Genomic DNA, 26,733 nt, shown 5'->3' with positions numbered 1-26,733 from the left:
CGCGTTTTGGTGTGATGCCCTTTGATCTTAGTCACTTCACATATCTTCTCGGCTTTCATTGACCATGTACACTTTTTGGACAACCATGATCTTTATAAGATCATCTGCGAAATCCATTTTGATCAGCGATCTGCCCTAAAAAGAATATTTATATCACCACATACCGAAAGCATAAGTTACATGTGCTGTTTTTGGATTTTAAAAAGATTTAAATTCCACAAATCAACCTCAAAAACCATATTTCAGAATTAAATAAAAAGATCGCTAATTTGTCACATGTCCAATTACATCGGTCTGCATTTCGATGTTTTGTGCATCTAATTGACGTAAGCTCACCTTCAATTCCGGCAGCTCTTTTAATGATGATATATGGCTACCACCGCAAGGTATAACGGCTTCTACACCCTCTTTTAAATCACAATGCCAGTAACGTGAATCGGTTAAGTACGAGCCATGACATTTCATTTCTACAGCACTAGAAAGTTCAAGCCAGGTAACAAGCTGTTGATTCACCAACTGCTCAATCTTATCTAAGTCCTCCAGCATTTCTGCACTGTTTAGGCCACGTTTACGGAGTGTTTTACCTAATCTGTAGGTGTCCAAACATTTATCTTCGGTGACAAAGCTTGTCTCTTGGGCATAGCTGTTAAAGTCAAAATGACCATGTGGGTCTTTCCTATCCGCATCTTTACGCCAATATCCCTCCGTCGCTAGCACTTTATTTAATGCTAAGAAAGCCAAATGCCCTGCACTATGTCCACGGCTTAACGCTTGCTGGTAAGCCTTGTCTACAATGAGCTCAACTTCACAACCCAGCTCAAAACTCGATGCCTCCGCTTCAATTTGGTGCGCGACGACAAATACCCATCCTTCAGTATCGCGTTTTACGGGAATCGCTTTATCGACATACAGTTCGCCAGTGGCAAGTTCTACCGCACCAACGAGACACTGAACTACCTCATAACTTTGACCACTCATGCTCAAGCTGCCTTTATCAGATGGATGATCAGGCCAAATGTGGCTAACAGGATGAAAGGGCGTTTGTTCCGTCACTATGTACAGACACTTTTCGTCTTGCTGCGCGAGCAAAAGTGATGAAGTAAGTTGCCATGTTTGATGGCAAAACTGGGTAATGGTGGGAGTGATTTGCAACATAGAGATAGCTCTTTAAAAAGTGAGCGAAACACCAACTGAAGTTAAGAACCACAGCTGAACTCATTTAGGTAGATACGAAAAAGCGCCTATCAAATAGGCGCTTACAGTATACTGATTTTTTTAACGGGATCGCATTTACGATCGTCCAAATTTACACTAAAGCGTCAATTTTCGGCAGTAGATCCGCAACCTGTTCATCAAACCATTGGCGATCTTTTTCACTGAGTTTCTCCAAGGCTTGCTCAACTCGGTATTCATCGGCCTTACCATGACCAAAGGTGGAATTAATGGTTTTTGCCACAATGAAATCCCAAACTAAGGATTCAAGATCATAACCTAATCTTTTCGCATGATGAGGCATCTCATGAATCGCAATATAATGCCCATCTAGCGCTGAGCGACGAATGACAGAAAAAGCATTGGCTTTCTCTTTATCTGACGAGCTGTCACTAGTCAGTAAATTATGACCATACTGGTAGTTAATCTCAGATTGCTGCTCTTTCGTGATCGGATGAGACGACTTGAATCGCTTCACCATTTCCTCAACCTGCCTTTTCTCATCGCCGCGCAGTTGCTCAGACACTCGTTGATAATGAGCAATGTAGTCAGGGTCTTTCGTCATTGTAGCCAATTGATAATGCAGCGCCGCTTTTTGCAAGTTCACTTCCACACCAAGCCCACGCTCATGCATTTTACCTAATGCGACTAAAGCTTGGATTTCCCATTGTTTAGCAAATGTCTCTAACGTTTGTTTCGCGTCGACTAAATTGGCTTCATTTTGTGGATGTTCAATGGAGAACTCTGCGACTTTGATTGCAATGTAGTCGTTAGGCTCTTCAGCTTCTCCAGCTTTAGTAAACCAATAGCGCGCTTTATCGATATCTTGTGTCAGCTCTTCCCCGGTTAGATAGCGCTCTGCAAGCTCTGCATAGGTAAACTGATCATTTTCTTCACGGGCAATCTCTATCAGTAGCTGCTCTGCTTTCGATGAATCTTGCTCACCGCCAAAACCAAACAACACCATTTTCGCATAACGTTCTTTTGCTGAACTGTCACCACCAAGCATCGCTTTTTCAAATGCTTGTCGAGCCTTTACTGCAACATCTGACTGCTTGTCATCACTTTCCCAATCAAGCTGGTCATAATAATAATCGGCTAACTCCGATAAAGCTTTCGGTTCATTACTCTCGACTGCAATCGATAACCACTGAAATTGCTTCTGTTCATGATTTTCAATGCTTGGGCGCTGGCTATAAAACCTAGCGAGGTTGAGTTGCGCTTCAACATTGCCCTTTTGAGCATCTAAACTCAGAATTTGCAGCAATTTATCATCAGCCCCTTCCCAAACTTGTCCATTCGGTAAGCGGCCATCTTGCAACAATAGGATATAACCTTGGCGAAAATCTTCATTGAGATCAGCTGCGCGACTATACCAATAAGCAGCAGTCAGCTTTTCATCCGATTGCTCAGCTTTGCTGACCACCTGACAGAGTTCAGCTAACATGACAGCAGCTTCAAAGTTCCCTTCTTCAACCTGTTGCGCCAATATTTCTAGCGCTTCCTCACCTCGACCTTGATTGATCAAATTGACTGCGGTTTTCATCGGGGTTCTTGATTTAATACTGACGATAATGAATACAGCGGCAACAACGATACCAAGTACCACAAAAAATAGGCCTGTTGATTCCATAACTCTCTCTAATTCTACTAACTGATGCGGAGTAAACTTATGATTGCCAAGCCAAGATCATTTCGCAAGTACAACCAACTAACGGTGCAATGAACCTAAATTCATTAAGCGAAAGTGTCTGACGTTTATTGATAAAACTCAATAAAAACAATCTTTAAACGATACTTGTACGCCATAATTTGACTCTCTAGCCAATAAAAAAGCCATTTAGTAAAACTAAATGGCTTTCTTTCAAAGGTTCATCATTGTGCTATTTCTTTGGCATTTCTAGTTGCATCTCAGGGATGGCTGCACGTTTCGCTTTCACTTTTCGTATCACAAACCAAATCAATAAACCGATAACAATGGCTGACACGTTACCTATCGCGATGATCATCATGCTTTGCTTGCGCTGCGCTTCACGCTCTTGCTTAATACGAATCTCTTCTAGTCGCTTAAGCTGTTTTAAGCGCTCTTGCTCTTGCAAACGTCGAGTTTCTTCCAAGTCAATATCATCCACCACGCTGTAAGTATGCTCGCTTAGTGGGAAGACCAGTTCACGGTTAGACCCCATCTCGGTCGCAAACACTTTCCCCGTCCAAGAATAGTTACCTAACTCACCACTGTATGGAATAGTAAGCTGAAGTTTCTGCGCATCTTCTTCCGCCGCAGCACCTTCAACACCGATGGTGGCTCCCTTAGCATCTGTATGTTCGATATGAGCGGCAATCGAACCGGGTAAAATCATCCCCTGCTCACCAGAGAAGACAACTTCATGAGGCTTGCCTTCATCGCGTGATTGAATGAACGAGGTTTGAATTGGCGTTGGATAAACCAACACTTCTTGTTCTTGCGCTCTTAAAAAGACACCATTGCCCGAAGTAATTCGCACTCGATACTTACCCGGCTGAGAAGAAATCGGCAACGAGACCGTAAACACCCCGTCACCCGCTTTTTCATCTAGCCCTATACCATCGTCAGCGAACTCACCAATTTCCATTGGCACCGGACGCGCCTCTTTAATGAGCGACTCCTCGTTCTCTACGTATTTGGTAAAGGTCACCTTTAGCTTAACTCGGTCTAAAAAGTCTCTTAGTACCAGAGGCTTATCATTAGACGTTAAACGGGCGGTAAATTTGATGTCTTCACCAAGGAATAGGCGATTCGGTAATTGATCAGCGGTGAGCTTAAGGTGAGAAATCAGTTTGATTTTATTTTTTGGCGTCACCTTACCGATAGCTTGCCATGGCCCAGCCATCGGCTTATCGATAGAGACGATATCCATCGCTGATTCTTGGTACCAACGCACATTATCAGGACTGCGGTGAGCGTAATACTTCTTACCGTCAGGGCGAACCAATACCACAGGTTTAGAGGCTTCTGAACGATAAATTACAAAGGTGATCTGTTGAATGCTAGGGTCGACACGAAAGCGATTGTCGAGCAAAGACATTGAGGAACTCTGAGCGGCATAACTCAGTGAACTGACTAAAAGCCCAATCAGGGCAAACCAAATCCTCAACATCTTGTCTCCTATTGACGCCAGAGGCAGCTTCCGCTTTTCTCGACGATATCTAAACGGCTATTGTGCGCTTCTATTTCATCGGCGCTTGCACGCAAAACCTTTAGCGCTTTTCGTTGGCTGGATACTCGTTTTATTGATGCTCCTCCCACTCCTTCACTGTTTTCACCCGCATTAAACTGCAGGGATGTTTGTCCACCCGTCATTAATAGGTAGACGTCAGCGAGGATCTCCGCATCGAGCAATGCCCCGTGGAGAGTACGGTGCGAGTTATCGATACCATAGCGGTCACACAACACATCGAGGTTGTTTCGCTTGCCCGGGAAGATTTTCTTCGCCATGGCGAGGGTATCGGTCACTTTACAGAAGTCGTCAGTTTTACCAATCGACGGATCTAACTTCTCAAACTCATAATCCATAAAGCCCACATCGAAGGGAGCATTATGGGCAACTAACTCAGCGCCTTGAATAAATTCTAAGAACTCGCGATGCACATCACGATATTCTGGTTTGTCGACCAAGAACTCATCGGTAATACCGTGAACTTCTATCGCGTCAGGCTGAATTTCGCGATCGGGCTTAATATAGACATGGAAATGACGCCCAGTCAGCTTACGGTTGACGATCTCAACCGCACCGATTTCGACGATGCGATGGCCAAGGTAGTGTGGACCACCCTCTTGGTTCATACCTGTGGTTTCGGTATCGAGAACCACAATACGATGCTGATTAGAATTGTTACTGGTATTCATTGCAAACTATGTGTCAGACTATGGGAATTATGTGCAAACACCAATAGTACCAAAACATGACGAAACAAGTGGAAATTTTCACAGATGGTTCTTGTTTAGGCAATCCGGGCCCTGGTGGCTACGGCATTGTAATGCGATACAAACAGACCGAGAAAACCCTCGCCAAAGGCTACACGCTGACCACTAACAACCGTATGGAAATGCTCGCGACTATCGTTGCTCTCAAAGCGCTCAAAGAACCATGCCAAGTGATTTTAACTACCGATAGCCAATATGTTCGTCAAGGTATTACTCAGTGGATTCATAACTGGAAAAAACGCGGTTGGAAAACAGCAGACAAAAAACCAGTAAAAAATGCCGATTTATGGAAAGCGCTCGACGCTGAAACTGAGCGCCATGAGATCGATTGGCGTTGGGTAAAAGGCCACGCAGGCCATCGCGAAAATGAAATGTGTGATGAATTAGCGCGCGCCGCAGCTGAAAACCCGACCGATGAAGACACCGGATATCAGCCTAGCTAATCCGGTTAAGAATGTTTATCGGACACTTTGTAATTGACGCCTAAGGGCGTCAATTTTCGTTTAAAGTTCCAGTGTGGTTTGATTGGCTTTAATGGGTAAGTTCGTTTTCGAGCCACAATAAAATACAAGCTACCAAGCGGCGATGCCCAATCACCAATACCATTTTCTAGCCACGTCCACATGGTTCGATAACGCTGCATAGGAAACAGACCATATTGGTCACATTCCACCACCTGATAATTCAGAATCCCTAACCAATCTTTGATTCGGTTCGGCGTAAACATACGCCCACTCCATGGCAAGTTGTTCCTACGCCATGGCATCAAGCTTGCCAAGCCAGTGAAACTGATCGGGTTAAATCCGGTAATGATCAAATACCCATCATTTATCATCACACGGTCTACTTCACGCAGCATTCGGTGTGGATCATTACAATAATCCAATTGATGAGAAAGAATCACCGAATCGAAGCTTTTTTCAAGGAAGGGTAAATCGTAACCATCTGCAATCACATTATGCAAAGGGTTCTGGATATCGAGGTTAACTTGATGTTGAATGTTACAGTTACAGCTAGTGAGCTCGCAGCTTAAACCACCCATCTTAAGCATATGATAGCCAAACAATCTTGGACACCACTCATCAAGTCGTGTTTGAATGGACTCACTCACCCATTGGCCATTCTTGAGTTGCGACCAAGAGTGGGGTTGCTCAAGCTGTTTTTCACTGCGCGCTGGTTTCATAGCCTACTGGAGATCCACCATGTTAGATATAAAAAGCATACCTGCATTTAACGATAATTACATCTGGCTGATTGAAAATAGCGATCGCCGTTGCGCTGTGGTTGATCCAGGCGATGCAGCACCTGTTCTCGATTACTTAAAGCAGCATGACCTGACCTTAGAAGCCATTTTGATTACTCATCACCACAATGACCACATAGGCGGTGTGCCAGAGTTGGTTCGACAGTACCCAAATATTGATGTTGTAGGCCCAGCGAATGAACCTGTACCAACGCTCACTCACGCCGTAGAAGCCGGAGATCAAATTGATTTGTTTGATGAAGTGTTTCTCGTGCTCGGCCTAGAAGGGCATACCCTTGGTCATATCGGGTATGTAGGAGATGGCAAACTGTTTTGTGGCGATACTCTGTTTTCTGCGGGCTGTGGCCGTGTGTTTGAAGGCACAATGGAGCAAATGTTTACCTCACTGAGTAAAATCGCCGCATTACCGATTGAAACTGAGGTTTACTGTGCGCACGAATACACCGCAAGTAACCTTGCCTTTGCGCTTGCGGTTGAGCCTGATAATTCTTTACTGCATAAGTATCGTGACGAAGTGAATCGACTTCGCGCGCAAAACAAGCCAACCTTGCCTACCACACTTAGGCAGGAGAAGTGGATAAACCCATTTTTGCGAACCGATGAGCCTAGTGTCATAAAATCCGTGAGCAATCGAACTTCACAAATCGATCCTGTGTCAATTTTTACAGCATTACGTGAGTGGAAGAACGAATTTTAACGTTTTCTTGCTTGTCACTACGCTAGCGAGGAAAGTATTATCAGCAGCCGTTGAAAAAAAGGGCTGTACAATGCGATTGAAACACAGCTGGGTATTGGCACTACTACTGTCAGGCTGTCAGGTTACCCAGCACACTACACAAGATTCGAATAGCGAAACCAATTCGAATAACACTTCTTCCACTACAGTAACTCCAGCGACACCGGTGACCACACCTGTAGAGCCAGAAGTGACCGCACCTGTTGTTGTCACTCCTCAGATGCAGCAAGACGTGTGGAAACGCATTGCTATGCAACTAGAAATGCCAATTCCAGATCATAAAATGGTCGACTACTACCGAACTTGGTATTTAAAACACCCTAATCACCTAAAAACGGTATCTAAACGTGCTGAACCGTTCTTATACCTTGTGACAGAGAAAATAGAACAACGTGGTCTTCCGCTTGAACTGGCGCTACTGCCAGTTGTTGAAAGCTCTTTTGATGCGTTCGCATATTCTCATGGTAGCGCCGCGGGTCTTTGGCAGTTCATTCCATCGACAGGCAAAATGTATGGCCTAGAGCAAAACTTCTGGTACGACGGTCGTCGCGATGTGGATGCAGCAACGGATGCAGCCCTCGAATTCTTAACCAGTCTGAATAAACGTTTTGACGGTGAATGGACCCACGCGATTGCAGCTTACAACAGTGGCGGTGGTCGCGTTTCAAGTGCGATTCGCAAAAACACCAAAGCGGGTAAGCCGATTGACTTCTTCTCATTAGATTTGCCAAAAGAGACCAGTGGCTACGTGCCTAAACTGCTTGCTCTTGCCGACATCGTGGCAAACCAAGAGAAGTATGGCATTAGCATCCCACCTATTGCCAACAAGCCAGTGGTGCAAATTGTAGAGCCGAAAGAACAGCTCGATCTCGCTATCGCTGCAAGCTATGCGGGTATTTCAGTTAAAGAACTGCAAAGTTTAAACCCTGCTTATAATCAATGGGCTACATCACCAAGCGGTAAAGACAAACTTCTTCTGCCAATCGAATCCGTTGATCAATTCAACAAAAAGCTAGAAGAAAACCGCGGTAAAGGCATGAAAGTGGTTCGCTACAAGGTGAAATCTGGCGATACCGTGAGCGTGCTTGCTTCTAAGTACAACACCACCAGCAAGGTGATTCGTACCGCGAACCAGATGAGTAACAACAACATTCGTGTTGGCCAGCATCTATTGATTCCGGTATCGACCAAAGATGATAAAGCCTACACTTTAAGTGCTTCGAATCGTCTAGCGAAAACGCAATCTAAAGCTCGCGGTCAAATCAAACTGACCCACACAGTACAAAAAGGCGACAGCCTTTGGGGCATTGCGAAAAAGCACAAGGTATCGCACCAATCTTTAGCTAAGTGGAACGGTATGGGACCACGCGATACGCTACGTGTTGGTCAAAAACTGGTTATCTGGAAGAATGGCTCTGATGGCGCCATTATTCGTACCGTTTTCTACAAAGTACGCTCTGGTGACACAGTAAGTGGTATCGCTAACAAATTTAAAGTGAAATCAAAAGACGTGGTGAAGTGGAATAACCTTCAGCACAAGAAATACCTTCAGCCGGGCCAAAAGCTTAAGCTTTATGTTGATGTCACTAAGGTGAGCGTATGACCCCGTCAAGCAACCCTTTGATTATGCTAGTCGACATATTTCGTTCACCTAGCGTGTGCTTTTTAGCTCTCTACCAACGAGGTATGTGGGGATGGCAACCTTTTATCTTCTTGCTGCTGTCACCATTTCTGTTTTGGGGAGCTTATTTTGACATCGTCGATTTTGAATGGCTAAAAGCAGGTTTAATGCCTCAACTTGAGGTATTAAATTCAGGTAGTGTGACTCCGTTAGATGCCGATACGTTAATGGCATCAGAGATCATTAACGACGTGATAGGCCGTATCACCAATATTGTTCTGCTGGCGTTCTGGTTTATGCTCGCAACCAAACCGAGCCAACATCAACACGGCTATTGGAAATGGTTTGCCGCAAGCAGTGCGATTATGTTCCCGGCCGTGATTGGCGATTTAGCGAGTTACATCAGTGTGTTGCTTAAGCACGGCGCGGTAATGAGCTACGCAGCAGACTTAAACAGCCTAAACGGCTTGATTAAGTTGCCAATGACCAGCGAATGGTTCCACTTTGCCAACTCACTACCATTGCTTATGCCTTGGTACATCGCACTTGGTTATGCTGCCGTAGGGACATGGACTGAGTTTGAACGAGGCCAAGCCTTGGCTATTTCAGCGCTTCCTTGGTTGGCATACTACCTAATTTGGGCGCTGTACTTAGCGATTTTCTAATCAATGACACTTGAGGCTCACTGCTCAATAGAGAAGCGAGCTTCAATCGGATTATGATCAGAGGCATCCGTAATGGATGCCTTTGCTGTTTCTAGCGCTAATCCACGATAGAACAGATGATCGAGCGGTAATCCGGTCACAAACTGTGTGCGATTGTCTGGTTGGAGGCTTGCTTCTATAACACCAACACTTTCTAACACTTCACGCATTACGAGCATGCGTTGTTCACTCCAGCTATTAAAATCACCCGCAACGATCATTGGCCCTTGGTGCTGTTTTAATGCATTGGCAAGCGTAGATAACTGACGATGGTATTCCTCAGTTCCGTAAGTGAAATTCACAGCGTGGATATTGACCACCGCAAGAGATTGACCATTAGAAAGTGCGTATTCAGCGTAAAGCGCCGACTTAGGTAAACGCAACCAAGGCTCTAACTCGGTGTAGGCACAAGCTTTGATTGGCAATTGATGAGCAAGGTTTAACACGCCAGCAGAGGTATCAAACGCTTTAAATGCATCGACTAAGTTCCCACTCCAGTTATCTTGGTTAATCCAAGCTTTAAGAGCGTCTGTCATGCTTGCCTCTTGAAATAAGAGTAACTGCTTATCTTGAGTAATTTCTTGGCTAATTTGCTGCCAATTGCTGCGATTTTGCTTATATATATTCCAAACTAGCAGGTTAATTTGACCATTCAAATCAATCGGTTCTGCGGTTTGGCTTTCAAAGCAGGTTAGCTCTGGTTGTCCTTGGTTAGTGGAAACTTCCAACTGAGAAGATTGACCCGATACCGTGGTCAACTGAGGGGATTGAGGTAATTTGAAGATAGTGTGATAACCAATCACCGCGACGCTCACCACAGCTAGGGGTAGCAATAAAGCCAAACGTTTTCTATTCATTAATACTCTATATCCAAATGCCCCGCAGGCAGTGCAATAAAAAAGAGCCTTGCGGCTCTTTTTTAGTATTCTTAGATAGCGTCTTCGTCTTCTTCACCGGTACGAATTCGCACAACGCGCTCGACATCAGTGATAAAGATTTTACCATCACCGATTTTACCTGTTTGAGCCGTCTCGATAATGGTATCCACACACTGCTCCGCGACTTCATCGGTGACGACAATTTCCAGTTTCACTTTAGGTAGAAAATCCACCATGTATTCCGCGCCGCGATACAGCTCTGTGTGACCTTTCTGACGACCGAAGCCTTTTACTTCAGATACCGTCATACCAGTAATGCCCACTTCAGCCAACGCTTCACGTACATCATCAAGTTTGAATGGCTTGATGATCGCTTCAATCTTTTTCATGTTCATCCCTTAAACTATTTTTCTTTATTATCACACGAAGCGCAGTCAATAAAAAGAGTGCACACAGTGCGTTACTTGCGTTGCCAGTCAATTTGGTAATCATTACCTGCAAAGCGCTTATCAACAAATAGCCCTACGACGGCAACAACCTGATCACCGCACATGATGATTGGCATCCGACGACGTAGCCAACTTGGTACTTGGTACTCTTGAAACAACTTTTTCAACTTACGGCTATGTCCTCGCTCTTGAGGGTGAGCAGACAAGCCTTCAGGGTTAAAGGTGACTGTGAGTTTACTCGCCTGCTCATCAATTAAAGAAAGTTGCCCTAGCTTGTTTTTGGTCATCAGTATCGAGCCCAAGTTATCGGGCAAGGAGAGGCTTTCGTTTAGCGTAAGTTGGCGATGCCAACCTGAAACATCATTAGAGACACAAACATGATACAAACGCCCAGCGAAACGGCGCACCTCAATCTCACCCAACTTTAAAATCGGATTCGCATCGTGAGTCGCTTGTGCCACTTGTTGCCAGATGGCATGTAAATGGTCGCGACTTGGCATAGCTAAATGAGCACGTTCAAACCACAATCGAATCAATTGCAATCTCACTCGTTCACTTTCTCGCTCTAATCCATCAATTTCGAGGCTATTGTCTATTCCGATAACCGCAGCGAGTTTGTCGCTCAATAGCTCTGCTAATAAGGACTCTTGCTCGGCACATAGCTGAGCAGAACGATTAACTGCGCGATGAATACTGGGCCATCGCTCGGTTAGCAATGGAGTCACTCGATGGCGAATATAGTTTCGATCAAAGCGAGTATCTTGATTGCTTTCATCCTCTAGCCACTCTAGCTGATGATCATTCGCATATTGCTCTATCTGCTCCCGAGTAACACTTAACAACGGACGTACTAACTTACCTCCGGCAAACGGCATACACTCCGCCATAGCGGATAAACCTTTAGGACCACTCCCCCGCTTTAACGCAAGGAGTAAGGTTTCAATTTGGTCATCCGCATGTTGGCCCACCAGCAACAGGTCGCCTGTATTTACATGGCGAGCAATCGCGTTGTAACGTGCCTCTCGCGCAGCAGCCTCAATACTGTTACCTTGAGTCTCCAACGTCACTCGTTCAACTACGCACTCAACCTTAAGCTGCTGACACCACATTTGGCATTGCTGCGCCCACTCATCGGCATTCTCACTAAGCCCATGATGAACATGAACCGCCAACACTTTACCGCTTTTAGCTTGCTGGTAATCCGCCAACAGTTGCAGCATCACGCGTGAATCTACCCCACCACTAAAACCTAAGACGAGCTTATTGGTAGCAGAAAAATCCGCACTATGTTGCTCAATAACTTGGGTAAAGGTAGTCGCTAGTTGATTCATATTAATGATTGGTCTGTAAAATAGGTCAGAGGTTATTCTACCGTTAATCTTCTATCGGGAGAAAACAAAAAGGGTTGAGACATGCTCAACCCTTTTCAAAATTGCGAATAGTGTGATTAGCAGTAACCGTAGCTCATTAGGCGTTGGTAACGGCGCGCCATTAGCGCTTCATCATCAAATTGTTCTAGCTCTTCAAGTTGGCGAAGCAGAGTTTGCTTCATATTAGCCGCTACCGCTTGATGATCTCGGTGCGCACCACCCAGCGGCTCTTCGATGATTTCATCGATCAGCTCAAGCTCTTTCAAACGAGGCGCAATGAGGCCCATCGCTTCTGCTGCTTGTGGCGCTTTATCAGAATCACGCCATAGGATTGATGCACAACCTTCAGGAGAGATTACTGAGTACGTTGAGTATTGCAGCATGTTTACATAGTCACCGACACCAATAGCTAATGCACCACCAGAGCCACCTTCACCGACAACGTTACAAATAACCGGCACTTTCAGACCCGCCATTACTTTTAGGTTCTTCGCAATAGCTTCTGATTGACCGCGCTCTTCAGCGCCAACACCTGGGTATGCACCCGCAGTATCGATGAACGTAATGATTGGCATATTAAAACGCTCAGCAGTCTCCATTAGACGAAGCGCTTTACGGTAACCTTCTGGCTTAGGCATGCCGAAGTTACGTTTTACTTTTTCTTTCGTCTCACGACCTTTCTGGTGACCAATGATCATCACAGGACGGCCTTCAAGACGTGCGATACCACCTACGATAGCTTTATCGTCAGCGTATGCACGGTCGCCCGCCAGTTCGTCAAACTCGGTAAATACGTGCTCGATGTAATCAAGCGTGTAAGGACGCAATGGGTGACGCGCCAATTGAGCTGTTTCCCATGCACCTAAGTCATTGAAGATTTTCTTCTTCAGCTCTAGGCTTTTCTTTTCAAGCTGTTCGATCTCTTTATCTAGATCGACACCGTCATCACCGCCGTGGCGTGAAACGTCGCGAAGAGCTTCGATTTTAGCTTCAAGTTCTGCGATAGGCTTTTCAAATTCTAAAAAGTTTAGGCTCATCTATCGGTCCTTTCTTATTCAGCTAATGTGCTGAATTTTAGTTAAATTCGAGTTCAACTTGGCTATTACCAAGCAACTGCTTTAAATCGTCAATCAACGCATCACTCGGGGTGACTCGCCATTCTGTGCCAAGCGTTAAGCGGGCACGGGCATCATTGCGTTGATAATAAATATGAACAGGCACTGTACCTGCTCGGTGAGGCTCTAGAATTTTGCTAAAGCGCTCAAAAAACTGGCCGTCGATCTGAGATTGCTCAATCGAAACGGATAATCCACGTGCGTATTTTTCACGTGCGGAGCCGAGGTCCATAACCTCGCGCGCGGACATTTTAAGACCACAATTGAAATCATCAAAGCTGACCTGTCCGGAAACCACTAATATTTTGTCAGTTTCTAGTAGTTCGGCATAACGATCAAGCGCATCTGAGAACAACATCACTTCCATTCGACCACTTCGGTCGTCAAGAGTCATAATCCCGATACGAGTTCCACGTTTTGTGGTCATTACCCGAGCTGCAATCACCAAACCTGCTACAGTCACAGATTGATCGCGTCTTGTTGGTGTTGCGTCCTTTAGTCGACAACTGGTGTACTTGCCAAGTTCCTTTATATAGGCATTTATTGGATGTCCGGTCAAATAAAGACCTAAAGTTGTGCGTTCACCCTCAAGCCAAACCTTCTCTGGCCATGGTGGTACTTTCGTGTATTTATGCTCAACTTCTTCTGGCGCTTCGGTGAGTACGCCAAATAAATCACTTTGCCCAAATGCTTCTGCTTGGTGGTGTTGGCTAGCGGCTTTTACCGCATCATTTAGCGATGCCATTAACGCTGCACGATGCGGACCTAATCGGTCTAATGCGCCAGCATAAATTAGCTTTTCAATCACGCGTTTATTGACTTTTTTCAGGTCAATTCGAGCACAGAAATCAAACAGGTCTTTAAAGTGACCATCTTTATTGCGCGATTCCAAGATGGCTTCAATCGGGCCTTCACCGACTCCTTTGATCGCACCGATGCCGTAAACAATCGCCCCCGTTTCATCAACGTTAAAACGATACAGACCCGCATTAATATCTGGTGGTAGCACTTTAAGCTTCATGCGGAAACATTCGTCGACCAGACCAACCACTTTCTCAGTGTTATCCATATCTGCGGTCATTACCGCCGCCATGAACTCCGCAGGATAGTGAGTTTTTAACCATAGTGTTTGGTAGGAAACCAGCGCATAAGCCGCCGAGTGAGATTTGTTAAAGCCATAACCTGCGAACTTTTCTACCAAGTCGAAGATCTTCATCGCCAACTCACCGTCGACGCCGTTTTCTATCGCACCTTGTTCGAAGGTCGCACGTTGCTTGGCCATCTCTTCCGGTTTCTTCTTACCCATTGCACGACGAAGCATATCCGCTCCGCCAAGGGTGTAACCAGAAAGTACCTGTGCAATCTGCATTACCTGCTCTTGATACAAGATAATGCCGTAAGTCGGATCTAGAATTTCTTTCAGCGATTCGTGTTGCCACTGTTCATCTGGGTATGAGATTGCTTCGCGGCCATGTTTACGGTCGATAAAGTTATCTACCATGCCCGATTGCAGTGGGCCCGGACGGAACAAGGCCACCAATGCGATAATATCTTCGAAACAGTCAGGCTGAAGTCGCTTGATAAGCTCTTTCATACCACGTGATTCTAACTGGAATACTGCGGTTGTTTCTGAATTTTTCAGCAATCGAAACGAGGCTTCATCAGCCAGAGGAATCGACTCAATACGAACCGCTTCTTTACCTTCACGCTCTAGTCGCGGGTTAATCAGTCCCAGCGCCCAATCGATGATGGTTAGGGTACGCAAACCCAAGAAGTCAAATTTAACTAAACCCGCTGTTTCTACATCGTTCTTATCAAACTGGGTTACAGGGAAGTGACCTTCCGCATCAGCATAAATTGGCGCAAAGTCGGTAATCGTAGTCGGCGAGATTACAACACCACCAGCGTGTTTACCGGCGTTACGTGTACAACCTTCAAGGATGCGACACATGTCGATGAGTTCTTTCACTTCCTCATCGTTGTTGTAAAGCTCAGGCAACGCAGGTTCGGCTTTGAACGCCTTTTCTAGCGTCATACCCGGGTCAGGCGGAACCAGCTTGGAAATACGGTCAACGAAACCAAACGGATGGCCGAGTACACGGCCAACATCACGGATTACCGCTTTCGCCGCCATGGTACCAAAAGTAATGATCTGCGATACCGCATCACGGCCATACATTTCGGCTACGTGATCAATCACTTGGTCACGTTTATCCATACAGAAATCGACATCGAAATCGGGCATGGATACACGTTCTGGGTTCAAGAAACGTTCGAATAGTAGATCGTATTCTAGCGGATCCAAATCGGTGATTTTAAGCGCGTAAGCGACCAAAGAGCCGGCACCAGAACCACGCCCCGGACCAACCGGAATATCGTTATCTTTCGACCACTGGATGAATTCCATTACGATCAAGAAGTAACCTGGGAATCCCATGTTGTTGATAACTTCAAGCTCGATTTGAAGACGCTCATCGTATTCAGGGCGGCGTTCAGCACGCTCTTTTTCATCGGGGAATAAGAACTCTAAACGCTCTTCAAGGCCTTCTTCAGACTTCTTAACTAAGAATTCAGTCTCTTCCATACCTTCGGTTGGGAAGGCTGGTAGGAAGTATTCACCGAGGCGAACAGTAACGTTACAACGCTTAGCAATCTCTACACTGTTTTCGAGCGCTTCGGGAATGTCGGCAAACAGCTCGCACATTTCTTCTTCACTACGCAGGTATTGCTGAGGACTGTAATTTTTTGGTCGACGTGGATCTTCTAACGTATAGCCATCATGAATAGCAACTCGAATTTCATGAGCATCAAATGACTCTTCAGTTAAGAACACGACATCATTGGTCGCGACAACTGGTAGTTCCTGAATTTCAGCCAACTCCAACGCAAAGTGTAAGTAGGACTCTTCATCTGCTCGGCCAGTGCGGGTTAGCTCCAAATAAAAGCGGTCTGCAAAATGGGTTTGATAAAACTCAACACACTGGTTAACCAACACTTGGTTACCCTTCAGCAGCGCTTTACCTATCTCACCACTTTTGCCACCAGAAAGCAGAATCAGACCTTTGCTGTGCTCAATCAACCATTCTCTGTCGATCACTGGCTGGTGCTGAACATGGCCACGAAGATAAGCTTTGGAGATAAGTAACGTCAGGTTTTTATAGCCGTCGTTATCTGCCGCCAGAACGGTCAGTTTCGTCAACTCTTCACCAAACTCGGCAGACTGCATAGCAAAATCTGCACCTATGATAGGCTTAACACCACAACCGTGCGCAGTGCCGTAGAACTTGACTAAGCCACAAAGGTTGGTGAAATCGGTAAGTGCCATCGCAGGCATGCCCATCTCGGCAACTTTTTTAACCAGCGGCGGCACTTTAGATAGGCCGTCGACCATGGAGAAGTCACTATGGATGCGAAGGTGGACAAACTTTGGATCTGACATTAAAAATTTCCGAGGGTGTAGACTGTCAATTTGACTTGAGTATACCCGAACTTAAACACTAAGTTCGGCTATATTTACGCTTAGTGAGAGGTATGGCTAAGGGATGTACGAAACCTTATTCCAGACCAAGTGCACGCTTAACGGGTTTAAAGCTTTTTCGATGCTCATCAATCACACCATGTTGCTCAATCGCTTCAAAATGCGCTTTGGTTGGGTAACCTTTGTGCTTAGCAAAACCAAACTCTGGGTGGATCTTATCCAACTCTTCCATCTCTTGGTCACGTACAACCTTAGCGATGATTGACGCTGCACTGATTTCAGCCACACGTAAATCACCTTTTACCACCGCTTGTGAAGCCATTGATAGCTCAGGGCAACGATTACCATCAATAAGCGCTAGGTCTGGCTGTACTTTCAAACCGGCAATCGCACGCTGCATGGCTACCATGGTCGCTTGCAAGATGTTCAGTTCATCAATTTCCGTCGGGGAACAACGCCCCACCGACCAAGCCAATGCTTTCTCTTTGATTTCTGGTAGTAGTGCTAAACGTTTCTTCTCAGACAGTTTCTTTGAGTCGTTTAAACCTTCGATAGGATTATTCGGATCTAAGATCACCGCAGCAGTCACCACATCGCCTACCAACGGGCCTCGACCGACTTCATCAACACCCGCAACTAAGCTATAGCCTTGTGGATATTCAAATGGTGGTAATTCTTTTGTCTCTTTTGCCATTATTGTTTCTCAATCAATTTCAACACTGCGCTTGCTGCTTGGCGATCCGCATCTTTACGAATCCAATGATGCATTTCCGTAAACTTCTCGACCATCGCGTCGCCAGCACCGTCTAAAAGGCGTGTCACCTCGCCCGCTAAGTTATCTGGCGTACACTCTTCTAACAGATACTCTTTAACTAACTCTTGATCGGCAAGGATATTAGGCAAAGAAACATACTTGGTTTTCACTAAGCGACGAGCGATAAATGCTGTGATGGCATTGACGCGATAGCCAACAACCATTGGACGCTTGATTAACATGCACTCAAGAGCGACAGTACCGGAAGCGAGCATCACCGCATCGGAGGCTGTGATAACGTTTCTTGCCGTATCATTGACCAACTTGAAATCCAGCTCAGGTGCAAACTCCTGCCACGCTGCTTCAAACTGTTCACGGCGCTTTTCGTTAACCAAGGCAACCGCAAAACCCAAATCAGGGAAACGTTTTTTAAGCTGCTGACAAGCGCGAATAAACGGCTCTGACAGCATTTTTAGCTCGCTGCCACGGCTACCAGGCAACACCGCAAGCCAGCGTTTGTCTTGCTTAAGCCCAAGTAGAGCTCGTGCTTGATTCTTATCGGACTCCATCGGAATTGCATCCGCCAAAGTATGGCCAATAAATTCACACGGCACATCAAACTTATCGTAAAAGGCTTTTTCAAACGGCAAGAATGCCAAAACCAAATTTGTCGCAGCCGCAATTTTATGAATACGTTTTTGACGCCAAGCCCAAACAGATGGGCTCACGTAATGAACGGTTTTTATGCCCGCGTTTTTAAGATCCAACTCTAAACGTAAGTTGAAATCTGGCGCGTCGATTCCGATGAATACATCCGGCGGGTTAGTGGTAAAATACTTCACCAACTCCGCTTTCACTTTGAGCAGTCTCGGCAGTCGACCCAACACTTCAACTAAGCCCATAACCGCCAGTTCTTCCATATCGAACAGCGACTCACAGCCTTGAGCTATCATTTTAGGGCCACCAATGCCCACAAAACGAGCATTAGGGTACTGCTCTTTAATCGCCTTGATAAAGCCTTCACCTAGCGTATCGCCGGAAAGTTCTCCCGCCACGACGCCAATAGTAAGAGGTTTGTCCATATCTGTTTTACCTAAGCATAAAAACACAAAAAGACCGCAACTATACAGATGCGATCTTTTTCATCAATTCACGTCTGAATTAGCGAATAATGCCACGTTCAGTCGATTCTAGCATCGCTAGCATTGGTTTAATCGAAGCAAACTCTTTCGCCATTTCAGCCAAAGCAGGCTTCACTTCTTCCATTGTTTTACCTGAACGGTAGATTTCTTTGTACGCTTTTTGTAATGCGCGTAGCTCTGGTTTTTCAAAACCATTACGCTTAAGGCCTACTAGGTTAAGACCATAAGGTGTTGCATGGTTACCTTGAGCAAGCACATAAGGAAGAACGTCTTGAACAACCGCAGAACAACCACCAATGTATGCGTAAGAGCCTACGCTACAGAATGGGTGAATCGCTGATAAAGCCATCACGCCCGCATAGTCACCAACCGTCACATGACCGCCAAGAATAGCGTTGTTACCAATGTGAGTGTGATTACCCACGATAACGTCATGAGCAATATGAGCATTTACACACAGTAGATTGTCATCACCAATCACTGTTGTTGCTTTGTCTTGAACCGTACCACGATGCACTTGAACCGCTTCACGAATAACATTGCGATCACCAATCACAACCGTGGTGTCTTCACCACCGTATTTCTTGTCTTGGTTTTCTTCACCAATCACAGCGTGAGGGAAAATGCGGTTATCTTTACCAATTTTAGTATGGCCTTTAATAACGACGTGAGACATCACTTCGGTGCCTTCGCCAATCTCCACATTCCCTGTGATGTAGGTGAATGGGCCAACGGTTACGTTAGCGCCAATTTTTGCACCTTCTTCTACCACCGCCGCTGGGTGGATTTGAGCGGTTTCATGAATCATATTAAAACTCTCGGCGAGCACACTTAAGATCAGCAGAACAAACAACGTCACCATCTACTTTTGCCGCACATTTGAATGCAGCAATACCACGACGCTCTTTTACAAATTCAACTTCAATAACCAGTTGATCGCCAGGTGTTACCGGTTTACGGAACTTAGCATTATCAACACTTGCAAAGTAGTACAGTTCATTACCTTCTGGCGCACCAAAAGATTTAAACGCTAGCAAGCCTGTCGCTTGAGCCATAGCTTCAAGAATAAGTACGCCAGGGAATACTGGAAGTTGAGGGAAATGACCCGTGAACTGAGGCTCGTTTACTGAAACGTTCTTAATCGCGGTTAGATATTTCTCTTCTTCGAAATCAGTGACGCGGTCAATCAACAGAAATGGGTAGCGATGAGGCAACAATTCCTGGATTTCAGTAATGTTCATCGTTTTCTTTTCAGTAGTCAAAGTCATTATCCTATTTTCAAATTCTAAACTGAGTATCTGATTGGCATTATATACCGAAGTTCAAGCTAGGTGCATAATTCGCTGTACTTTCAACAAGTCTAGTTGAATCCACTTAGCATTGTCGTCTATTTATTCAGCAACGCATTCTACATCAAACGGTTGCTAAGAATAAAAAGACTCGCATTAAGCGAGCCTTTTTTCACAGTAGCTAATTAAGCGTCAGCGCTAGGCTTAAGCTGCTTTTCTACCGCCTTAAGACGTTTATTCATATCATCGATACGGTGCACACGAGTTGCGGTTTTACGCCACTCTTTATTCGTTTGTAGCGGTATACCCGACGAATAAACACCTTTCTCATCAATACTGCGCATTACCATACCCATACCAGTAATGGTAACGCCATCAACGATTTCAATGTGCCCATTGATAACTGTAGCGCCGCCGATAATACAATATTTGCCAATCTTGGTACTGCCAGCCACTACAGTACCACCAGCCATGGCTGTACCATATCCGATCTGTACGTTGTGCGCGATTTGGATTTGGTTATCTAGAATGACATTATCAGCAATGATCGTATCTTCTAGTGCACCACGGTCGATGGTTGTACCTGAACCGATTTCAACACGATTACCAACAATAACAGTGCCAAGCTGAGGAATTTTGATCCACTCACCTTTTTCATTGGCATAGCCAAATCCGTCACTACCAATAACCGTGTTTGCTTGAACTAAACAATCCGTGCCAATTTGCACGTTATGATACACACTGACATTTGCCCAGAGTTGGCTATTTGCGCCTATAGAAGCGTTCTTACCAACAAAGCACCCTGCGCCGATTACAACGTTATCACCAAGTGTTACGCCGCTTTCAATTACCGCATTTGCGCCAATTGCAACGTTTTCACCTAATGTTGCATCATTCGCGATTACCGCTGAAGGTGCGATTTCCGCTGCTGCTTTAGGCGTAGTATCTAGAGCTTGAGCTACCTTTGCAAAGGCAACGTATGGGTCGGCAACCACTAATACGTTCCCGCTACAAAGCTCTCGCTGCGCTTCTTTAACCATAACAACCGTTGCTTGACAGTCAGCCAAATACTTTGCGTATTTAGAGTCTGACAAAAAGGTTACATGGCCATGCTGTGCTTTATCCATTGGAGCTACCATGGTGACGGATGCGTTAGCATCGCCATGTAGCTCACCCCCGGTAATAGTCGCCAAATCGGCTAAAGTCAGTTGTGTCATAAATTATTTTAGTTCTGCGATTACTTTTTCAGAGATGTTAAATTCAGGCTTACCATATTGCATGGTTTGAACATCAATGATGATGTCGTAGCCTTCTTTTTCAGATACTTTCTTCACAGCATCTTGAATCACTTTAAATAGTTTTTGTTTTTCTTGAGCTTCACGACGAGCAGACGCTTGCTCTAGCGCTTGGCCTTTGATCTTGAATTTGCTTTGTAGCTGACCAATTTCAATACGTAGTTTTTCAACCTCGTCTTCACCTAGCAGTTGACCGTCACGCTTAAGCTTTTCAACTTTAGTTTGGATCTGCTTTTGAATCGATTTCAGCTCATCCGCTTTGTCTTTGAATTCGCTTTGCATTTTTTGCAAAACCACTTCACGTTGAGGAAGCGCTTGGAATACTTGAGCAGTATTTACATAGCCAATCTTTTGCGCAGCTTCAGCAGCATTTGCAAAAAGAGAAGACGTCATAACAACAAGGCCAACACCAGCCGCTTTAATCATTTTGTTCACTTTAATTTTCCTTTATTAGAAGGTTCTGCCGATCGTGAAAGTGAAGAATTCTTCGTCATCACCTTCATAAATTTCAATTGGTTTCGCTACAGAGAATACTAGCGGCCCCATTGGAGACATCCATTGCAGCGCCACACCATAAGAAGCGCGGAAGTTGGTTGGATCAGAATAATCATAATACTCAGCGTCTGTTACACCTTCACGGTAGACAAACTCAGTATCCCAAACACTCGCAGCGTCTACAAACGCACTAGTACGAATTTGGCTTCGAGCTTCCTCTGATACAAATGGTACTGGGAAGATAACTTCCATACTTGCTAGCGCTACAGCGTTACCACCAACAGAGTCATCCGTTGCGGTCACACAGCCATTGTTACCACAGCTACCTGAACGGTCAGTATATACCGCTTTAGGACCCGCGCTGTTCGAGCCAAAACCACGCAAGGTAGTAAAGCCACCGGCATAGTAGTTCTCGTAGAATGGGAACAAGTTATCGTTGCCATCCGTTTGACCATAACCGTTACCGTAACCCAAACGACCACGCATTAAGAAAGTAAACTCATGCTTTTTAGTCAATGGGATGTACTGACGGATATCATACTGAGTTTTGAAGTACTGTGCATCAGAGCCAGGTACGGTCATTTTAAAGAATGCACGTTGATAGTTACCAGCTGTTGGGAAATAACCTTTGTTTAGGTTGTTTCGCGTCCAAGATAGGTTCATATCAAAGTCGTTGGTTTTAATATCACCGTCTGGCTGACCAATACTTTGCGCAAAGAGCTCTGCCTGATCGTAAGTTGGCACGTTACCAATCTTGTTGTGAGTATAACCAACGCCAAATTCAACACGATTTAGTTCATCGAATGGAAAACCCCAAGTTAAGCTCGCGCCGTAACTTTCGTTGGTATAGTCAACAATACCAGCTTCAGAAGCTTCGAATTCGTTATAGAACACTTTACCACCCATGCTGACACCATCAAGGTTCCAGTAAGGATCACGATATTCTAATGTTAAGTTCTTTTGGTAATCGTTCATCATGGCACTAACGCCAACACGGTTACCTGTGCCTGCAAAGTTATCTTGTTGCAAACCAACTTGGAAACTAATGCCCGATTCAGTACCGTAGCCGATACCGAAGTTTACGCTACCTGAGTTAGCCTCTTTTACGTTATAGACCAAATCCACTTGGTCATCGCTGCCTGGCACTCGTACCGTTTGAACATCAACCGTTTCAAAGAAGCCTAGACGGTTAAGACGGCCTTTACCTGTTTCTATCGCTTTAGAGTTTAGCCAGCTGCCTTCCATTTGGCGCATTTCACGGCGCAATACTTCGTCCTTCGTAGAGTTGTTACCTACAAAGCGAATATCGCGAACATAAATACGTTTTCCTGCTTGAACGTTAACGATCAACGAAACTTCTTTCGTCTCTTCATCGTATTCTGGGATAGTACGAACTTCAGGATACGCGTAACCTGCCTCACCTAGAGCTCGTTTTACACCGTCTTCTAAAGCCGTTACCGATGCTGCACTGTAAATTTCGCCTTTTTCAAACGGTACCATCAGCTCAAATTCGTGTTCTTTACCAATCAGCTCACCACGGAACTCGACATCTTTAACGCTGTATGCCGCACCTTCATCAAGGCCAAGAGTGATGTACACGCCTTTTTTATCAGGAGAGATAGCAACTTGCGTTGAAGTCAGCTGGAATTTCAAATAACCACGGTTTAAGTAGTACGAGCGTAGTGCTTCAATATCACCGGCAAGGACTTGTTTTTGGTATTTGTCGTCAGAAAGGAAGTTCCACCATGACACATTGGCATTCAAATTGAAGCGACTCATTAACTCAGCATCAGTAAAGACTTCATTACCAATAAAGTTAATTTGTTGAATCTTAGCCGAAACACCTTCTGTGAAGACAAACTTCAGGTCGGTACGGTTACGAGGAAGTGGAGTAACAACCGCTTGAACGCTGGCATTATATTTACCCACACTGTAGTAAAAGTCTTCTAGACCTTTTTCAATGTTAGATAACGTGGTGCGATCCAACGCCTCACCAGTACGAATACCCGAAGCATCAAGGTTTTGCTGTAGTTGCTCATCTTTAATCGCACTATTTCCTGAGAAAGAAATACTTGCGATTGTCGGACGCTCTTTAACTTGAATAACCAGCACGTTGTTATCACGCGACACTTTGATATCTTCAAAGTTACCGGTTGAATAAAGAGCTCGAATGATCTCAGCCACATCCTGATTACTCACGGTATCACCGATACGAATAGGCATTTTGAGCAATGCCGCACCTAGCGCCACACGTTGCAAACCGTCTATTTGAATGTCCTGAACTACAAAGTTGTCAGCACCGTGAGCAGAGACACTGGTTGCAAGCAGTGTCGCTAGCAAAATTTTTTTCATCGCCATATTTGTTTTAGTTATTCCTTACTACAACCTTTATTCCACTTTATAAGCGTGCAAAGTCGTTAAATATCGCTACAGCCATAAGGGTAAAAATTATTGCACCACCTAGTCGGTATCCCATCTCTTGTACCTTTTCTGGTACTGGACGTCGAATCACCGCCTCGATAGCTAAAAATAGTAAATGACCACCATCCAACATTGGTAGTGGTACTAAGTTAATAATGCCCAAGTTAACACTGATTAGAGCTAGGAAACCTAAGAAATACACTAAGCCGTAATCGGCTGTGGTTCCTGCACCTTTCGCTATAGAAATAGGGCCACTTAAGTTATTTAGGCCAACATCTCCAACGATCAGCTTCTTAAGCATACTGAGCGTTAAGTCAATCACTTGACCCGTTTTATCTACCGCTTTACCGATAGAATCAAATACACCAAATTGCAGCTCGAAGCGATAGTTTTCCGGCCATTCTGCGACTTCAGGAGCGATTCCCGCAAAACCTATCTGCTCACCGTCTCTAATTTCACGACTATTCGGAATTAAAGTCAGAGGCAAATTTTCACCACTACGCTCAACGACCAGTGCCATTGGTTTATTTGGGTGACTGCGAATCAACTCAACAATTTGATTCCATTGTTGAATCTCTTGACCATTAATAGCAACAATCACATCACCCGCTATTAAGCCTGCACCTTGACCTGCACTCCCTTCTGTGACATTACTCAGCTGAGTAGAGATCTCAGGGGTATAAGGTCGAAAGCCCAACGTAGTTAACGCAGATTCACTTTCAAGGTCAATTTTCCAACTAGAAAGATCTAAGGTTTTTGTCTGCTCGACCCCAACACCTTGTGCTGGCATCACGGTTATCTGCATTTGCTTGTCGCCAATATGCGAAACAAGCGCCATATTTACCGATTCCCAGTCCGCGGTTTTGACGCCGGAAATGGCTTTTAGTTCCATTCCAGTTTCTAAACCTGCTTCCGCAGCAATCGAATACGGCGTTACTTCACCAACGACAGGCTTAACGGCAGGAACTCCAATAAGAAAAACGAGCCAGTAAGCAAAAATAGCAAACAAGAAATTAAAAGCAGGACCTGCCGCGATGATCGAGGCACGTTTCCATAATGGTTTCTTATCGAATGCGTATTGCTGCATCTCATCAGACACATCATCAACACGCCCATCCAACATTTTAACGAAACCACCTAGCGGAATGATTGAAATGCTGTATTCCGTGCCATCTTTGCCGACTTTACTCCACAAAGACTTACCGAAACCAATCGAGAATTTTTCTACTTTGACACCACAACGACGTGCGACCCAAAAGTGGCCAAACTCGTGCACCGCAACCAAAATGCCTAAGGCAATAATGAATGCGACAAAATTCCACAAAATACCGGTCATAATTTACGCCCGTTGATTATTTCGACTGCCAAAGTGCGTGCCATTCTATCGACCTCAAGAATGCTTTCCAAGTCATCACAGCTTAGCTGAGCATTCATCGCACAAATTTTTGAAGTTACTCCGTTATTGACCTTTGCAATGTCTGTAAATGCGATCTTTTTGTTCAAAAATGATTCAACGGCAATTTCGTTAGCGGCATTGAGTGCTGTCGTTGCGTGCTGGCCTTCATAGCAAGCATCGATCGCCAACTTCAAGCAAGGGTATCGACTGTAGTCAGGCTCAAGGAAGGTCAGCTCACCCACTTTGGTAAAGTCAAGTGGCGCAACGCCCGCTGTAACGCGTTCAGGGTAAGATAGCGTCAATGCAATTGGCGTCGCCATATCAGGTTCGCCCATTTGCGCCAACGTCGAGCCATCTTTGTATTGCACCATTGAATGGATGACTGATTGTGGATGAATCACCACTTTCATTTGCTCACGACTGGCATTAAACAGCCACTTCGCCTCAATGTACTCAAGACCTTTATTCATCATGGTGGCGGAATCCACCGAGATTTTTGGCCCCATTGACCAGTTAGGGTGCGCAATGGCTTGTTCCGGTGTTACCGTCTCAAGTTCAGCCAAATCGCTGTACCTAAACGGACCACCAGAACCCGTCAATAAGATATGTGAGATGCCATGTTTTTCTAAATCACAATGGCCTAGCTGAGTTTGAATCTCAGCCGGAAGACATTGGAAAATAGCATTGTGCTCACTGTCTACTGGTAGTAACTCTGCGCCACTCTCTTTCACTGCATCAACAAACAGTTGACCGGACATCACTAACGCTTCTTTATTCGCCAGTAACACTCGCTTACCCGCTTTTACGGCTGCCATGGTAGGTAATAAGCCAGCCGCACCAACGATCGCCGCCATAACGGTGTCAACTTCTGAGAAAGAAGAAACTTGGCACATCGCATCAATGCCAGCAAACACTTGGGTTTTTGTGCCGTTCAAGAATAAGGCTTGTTGGAGCTGCTGAGCGGCGGCGTCTGTAGCCATCACTGCATATTTAGGCTGCCACTTATGACAAAGCTGAGCCATTTTCTCAACATTGGTGCCTGCGACAAGCGCAACGATCTGAAAGTGTTGAGGGTTGTTTTCAATAACTTTTAATGTGCTTGCTCCAATAGAGCCAGTTGCACCCAGTATTGTTAACTTACGCATAGCAT

At 45.1% G+C, this 26,733-nt stretch carries 23 protein-coding genes; 4 read left to right on the top strand and 19 right to left on the bottom strand.

The genetic code is table 11. The annotated features are described in order from the left end of the window. Nucleotides 1-264: 264 nt before the first annotated feature. The 4 genes from OH461_RS00455 to dnaQ all read right to left on the bottom strand — a co-directional run bounded on the left by OH461_RS00455 (nucleotide 265) and on the right by dnaQ (nucleotide 5,098). Nucleotides 265-1,152, bottom strand: coding sequence for an alanyl-tRNA editing protein (locus OH461_RS00455; protein ID WP_270019825.1), 888 nt, complete (start codon nucleotides 1,150-1,152; stop codon nucleotides 265-267). 154 nt (nucleotides 1,153-1,306) lie between these two features. Continuing rightward, entirely contained in the window at nucleotides 1,307-2,845 is a 1,539-nt protein-coding gene (locus OH461_RS00450) for a tetratricopeptide repeat protein (protein WP_270018713.1), read from the bottom strand. Between the two features lie 250 nt (nucleotides 2,846-3,095). Then, nucleotides 3,096-4,349: a TIGR03503 family protein gene (locus OH461_RS00445; RefSeq protein WP_270018712.1), complete on the bottom strand. Its 1,254-nt coding sequence runs from the start codon at nucleotides 4,347-4,349 to the stop codon at nucleotides 3,096-3,098. An 8-nt stretch (nucleotides 4,350-4,357) separates the two neighbouring features. Then, nucleotides 4,358-5,098 (bottom strand): DNA polymerase III subunit epsilon, encoded by a 741-nt coding sequence (gene dnaQ, locus OH461_RS00440; protein ID WP_270018711.1) that lies wholly within the window; start codon nucleotides 5,096-5,098, stop codon nucleotides 4,358-4,360. Between the two features lie 56 nt (nucleotides 5,099-5,154). On the opposite strand from dnaQ, the gene rnhA reads away from it, so the two are divergent. After that, nucleotides 5,155-5,619: a ribonuclease HI gene (gene rnhA / locus OH461_RS00435; RefSeq protein WP_270018710.1), complete on the top strand. Its 465-nt coding sequence runs from the start codon at nucleotides 5,155-5,157 to the stop codon at nucleotides 5,617-5,619. 5 nt (nucleotides 5,620-5,624) lie between these two features. On the opposite strand, the gene OH461_RS00430 is transcribed toward rnhA, so the two are convergent. Beyond that, nucleotides 5,625-6,359, bottom strand: coding sequence for a class I SAM-dependent methyltransferase (locus OH461_RS00430; protein ID WP_270018709.1), 735 nt, complete (start codon nucleotides 6,357-6,359; stop codon nucleotides 5,625-5,627). Nucleotides 6,360-6,378: 19 nt separating this feature from the next. On the opposite strand from OH461_RS00430, the gene gloB reads away from it, so the two are divergent. The 3 genes from gloB to OH461_RS00415 all read left to right on the top strand — a co-directional run bounded on the left by gloB (nucleotide 6,379) and on the right by OH461_RS00415 (nucleotide 9,462). Continuing rightward, entirely contained in the window at nucleotides 6,379-7,137 is a 759-nt protein-coding gene (gene gloB / locus OH461_RS00425; RefSeq protein WP_270018708.1) for a hydroxyacylglutathione hydrolase, read from the top strand. 70 nt (nucleotides 7,138-7,207) lie between these two features. Continuing rightward, entirely contained in the window at nucleotides 7,208-8,779 is a 1,572-nt protein-coding gene (locus OH461_RS00420; RefSeq protein ID WP_270018707.1) for a LysM peptidoglycan-binding domain-containing protein, read from the top strand. Continuing rightward, nucleotides 8,776-9,462 (top strand): YIP1 family protein, encoded by a 687-nt coding sequence (locus OH461_RS00415; protein WP_270018706.1) that lies wholly within the window; start codon nucleotides 8,776-8,778, stop codon nucleotides 9,460-9,462. Before OH461_RS00420 ends, OH461_RS00415 begins: the two co-directional genes overlap by 4 nt. Nucleotides 9,463-9,479: 17 nt before the next feature. Here OH461_RS00415 and OH461_RS00410 read toward each other — a convergent pair whose 3' ends face one another. The 14 genes from OH461_RS00410 to ispC all read right to left on the bottom strand — a co-directional run bounded on the left by OH461_RS00410 (nucleotide 9,480) and on the right by ispC (nucleotide 26,728). Then, a complete protein-coding gene (locus tag OH461_RS00410) occupies nucleotides 9,480-10,358 on the bottom strand; it encodes an endonuclease/exonuclease/phosphatase family protein (protein WP_270018705.1) in 879 nt (292 codons plus the stop codon). Between the two features lie 71 nt (nucleotides 10,359-10,429). Continuing rightward, nucleotides 10,430-10,768, bottom strand: coding sequence for a nitrogen regulatory protein P-II (glnB, locus tag OH461_RS00405; RefSeq protein ID WP_270018704.1), 339 nt, complete (start codon nucleotides 10,766-10,768; stop codon nucleotides 10,430-10,432). 71 nt (nucleotides 10,769-10,839) lie between these two features. Next, on the bottom strand, nucleotides 10,840-12,159 hold the full coding sequence (gene tilS, locus OH461_RS00400) for a tRNA lysidine(34) synthetase TilS (protein WP_270018703.1): 1,320 nt from the start codon (nucleotides 12,157-12,159) through the stop codon (nucleotides 10,840-10,842). A gap of 116 nt (nucleotides 12,160-12,275) precedes the next feature. Further along, nucleotides 12,276-13,235, bottom strand: a complete 960-nt coding sequence (accA, locus tag OH461_RS00395; RefSeq protein WP_270018702.1) for an acetyl-CoA carboxylase carboxyl transferase subunit alpha — start codon at nucleotides 13,233-13,235, stop codon at nucleotides 12,276-12,278. Nucleotides 13,236-13,272: 37 nt separating this feature from the next. After that, the gene (gene dnaE / locus OH461_RS00390; RefSeq protein ID WP_270018701.1) at nucleotides 13,273-16,752 is read right to left on the bottom strand and encodes a DNA polymerase III subunit alpha; all 3,480 of its coding nucleotides are present in this window, start codon (nucleotides 16,750-16,752) and stop codon (nucleotides 13,273-13,275) included. 115 nt (nucleotides 16,753-16,867) lie between these two features. Further along, nucleotides 16,868-17,485 (bottom strand): ribonuclease HII, encoded by a 618-nt coding sequence (gene rnhB / locus OH461_RS00385; RefSeq protein ID WP_270018700.1) that lies wholly within the window; start codon nucleotides 17,483-17,485, stop codon nucleotides 16,868-16,870. Continuing rightward, complete coding sequence (gene lpxB, locus OH461_RS00380; RefSeq protein WP_270018699.1) at nucleotides 17,485-18,627, bottom strand: lipid-A-disaccharide synthase; 1,143 nt, start codon at nucleotides 18,625-18,627, stop codon at nucleotides 17,485-17,487. The genes rnhB and lpxB overlap by 1 nt, the downstream gene beginning before the upstream one ends. Nucleotides 18,628-18,706: 79 nt before the next feature. Next, nucleotides 18,707-19,495: an acyl-ACP--UDP-N-acetylglucosamine O-acyltransferase gene (gene lpxA / locus OH461_RS00375; RefSeq protein WP_270018698.1), complete on the bottom strand. Its 789-nt coding sequence runs from the start codon at nucleotides 19,493-19,495 to the stop codon at nucleotides 18,707-18,709. Nucleotide 19,496: 1 nt separating this feature from the next. Continuing rightward, nucleotides 19,497-19,949: a 3-hydroxyacyl-ACP dehydratase FabZ gene (fabZ, locus tag OH461_RS00370; protein WP_260261227.1), complete on the bottom strand. Its 453-nt coding sequence runs from the start codon at nucleotides 19,947-19,949 to the stop codon at nucleotides 19,497-19,499. 212 nt (nucleotides 19,950-20,161) lie between these two features. Further along, entirely contained in the window at nucleotides 20,162-21,193 is a 1,032-nt protein-coding gene (lpxD, locus tag OH461_RS00365) for a UDP-3-O-(3-hydroxymyristoyl)glucosamine N-acyltransferase (protein ID WP_270018697.1), read from the bottom strand. Nucleotides 21,194-21,196: 3 nt separating this feature from the next. Then, nucleotides 21,197-21,706, bottom strand: coding sequence for an OmpH family outer membrane protein (locus OH461_RS00360; protein WP_270018696.1), 510 nt, complete (start codon nucleotides 21,704-21,706; stop codon nucleotides 21,197-21,199). Nucleotides 21,707-21,721: 15 nt separating this feature from the next. Beyond that, nucleotides 21,722-24,124, bottom strand: a complete 2,403-nt coding sequence (gene bamA / locus OH461_RS00355; protein ID WP_270018695.1) for an outer membrane protein assembly factor BamA — start codon at nucleotides 24,122-24,124, stop codon at nucleotides 21,722-21,724. A gap of 40 nt (nucleotides 24,125-24,164) precedes the next feature. Then, a complete protein-coding gene (rseP, locus tag OH461_RS00350) occupies nucleotides 24,165-25,523 on the bottom strand; it encodes a sigma E protease regulator RseP (protein WP_270018694.1) in 1,359 nt (452 codons plus the stop codon). Then, on the bottom strand, nucleotides 25,520-26,728 hold the full coding sequence (gene ispC, locus OH461_RS00345; protein WP_270018693.1) for a 1-deoxy-D-xylulose-5-phosphate reductoisomerase: 1,209 nt from the start codon (nucleotides 26,726-26,728) through the stop codon (nucleotides 25,520-25,522). The genes rseP and ispC overlap by 4 nt, the downstream gene beginning before the upstream one ends. Between the last annotated feature and the right edge of the window lie 5 nt (nucleotides 26,729-26,733).

This window comes from Vibrio sp. LaRot3, assembly GCF_027587025.1.
Taxonomy (GTDB): Bacteria; Pseudomonadota; Gammaproteobacteria; order Enterobacterales; family Vibrionaceae; genus Vibrio.
This window is presented reverse-complemented; position numbering and strand designations above follow the sequence as displayed.

Bases quoted from the DNA above. Each gene is read 5' to 3' on its own strand.
- rseP (WP_270018694.1), bottom strand. From the start codon at position 25,523: ATGACCGGTATTTTGTGGAATTTTGTCGCATTCATTATTGCCTTAGGC.
- OH461_RS00450 (WP_270018713.1), bottom strand. From the start codon at position 2,845: ATGGAATCAACAGGCCTATTTTTTGTGGTACTTGGTATCGTTGTTGCC.
- dnaE (WP_270018701.1), bottom strand. From the start codon at position 16,752: ATGTCAGATCCAAAGTTTGTCCACCTTCGCATCCATAGTGACTTCTCC.
- bamA (WP_270018695.1), bottom strand. From the start codon at position 24,124: ATGGCGATGAAAAAAATTTTGCTAGCGACACTGCTTGCAACCAGTGTC.
- OH461_RS00430 (WP_270018709.1), bottom strand. From the start codon at position 6,359: ATGAAACCAGCGCGCAGTGAAAAACAGCTTGAGCAACCCCACTCTTGG.
- OH461_RS00445 (WP_270018712.1), bottom strand. From the start codon at position 4,349: ATGTTGAGGATTTGGTTTGCCCTGATTGGGCTTTTAGTCAGTTCACTG.
- OH461_RS00420 (WP_270018707.1), top strand. From the start codon at position 7,208: ATGCGATTGAAACACAGCTGGGTATTGGCACTACTACTGTCAGGCTGT.
- tilS (WP_270018703.1), bottom strand. From the start codon at position 12,159: ATGAATCAACTAGCGACTACCTTTACCCAAGTTATTGAGCAACATAGT.
- lpxA (WP_270018698.1), bottom strand. From the start codon at position 19,495: ATGATTCATGAAACCGCTCAAATCCACCCAGCGGCGGTGGTAGAAGAA.
- dnaQ (WP_270018711.1), bottom strand. From the start codon at position 5,098: ATGAATACCAGTAACAATTCTAATCAGCATCGTATTGTGGTTCTCGAT.
- OH461_RS00415 (WP_270018706.1), top strand. From the start codon at position 8,776: ATGACCCCGTCAAGCAACCCTTTGATTATGCTAGTCGACATATTTCGT.
- rnhA (WP_270018710.1), top strand. From the start codon at position 5,155: ATGACGAAACAAGTGGAAATTTTCACAGATGGTTCTTGTTTAGGCAAT.
- lpxB (WP_270018699.1), bottom strand. From the start codon at position 18,627: ATGGACAAACCTCTTACTATTGGCGTCGTGGCGGGAGAACTTTCCGGC.
- ispC (WP_270018693.1), bottom strand. From the start codon at position 26,728: ATGCGTAAGTTAACAATACTGGGTGCAACTGGCTCTATTGGAGCAAGC.
- rnhB (WP_270018700.1), bottom strand. From the start codon at position 17,485: ATGGCAAAAGAGACAAAAGAATTACCACCATTTGAATATCCACAAGGC.
- OH461_RS00410 (WP_270018705.1), bottom strand. From the start codon at position 10,358: ATGAATAGAAAACGTTTGGCTTTATTGCTACCCCTAGCTGTGGTGAGC.
- gloB (WP_270018708.1), top strand. From the start codon at position 6,379: ATGTTAGATATAAAAAGCATACCTGCATTTAACGATAATTACATCTGG.
- lpxD (WP_270018697.1), bottom strand. From the start codon at position 21,193: ATGACACAACTGACTTTAGCCGATTTGGCGACTATTACCGGGGGTGAG.
- accA (WP_270018702.1), bottom strand. From the start codon at position 13,235: ATGAGCCTAAACTTTTTAGAATTTGAAAAGCCTATCGCAGAACTTGAA.
- glnB (WP_270018704.1), bottom strand. From the start codon at position 10,768: ATGAAAAAGATTGAAGCGATCATCAAGCCATTCAAACTTGATGATGTA.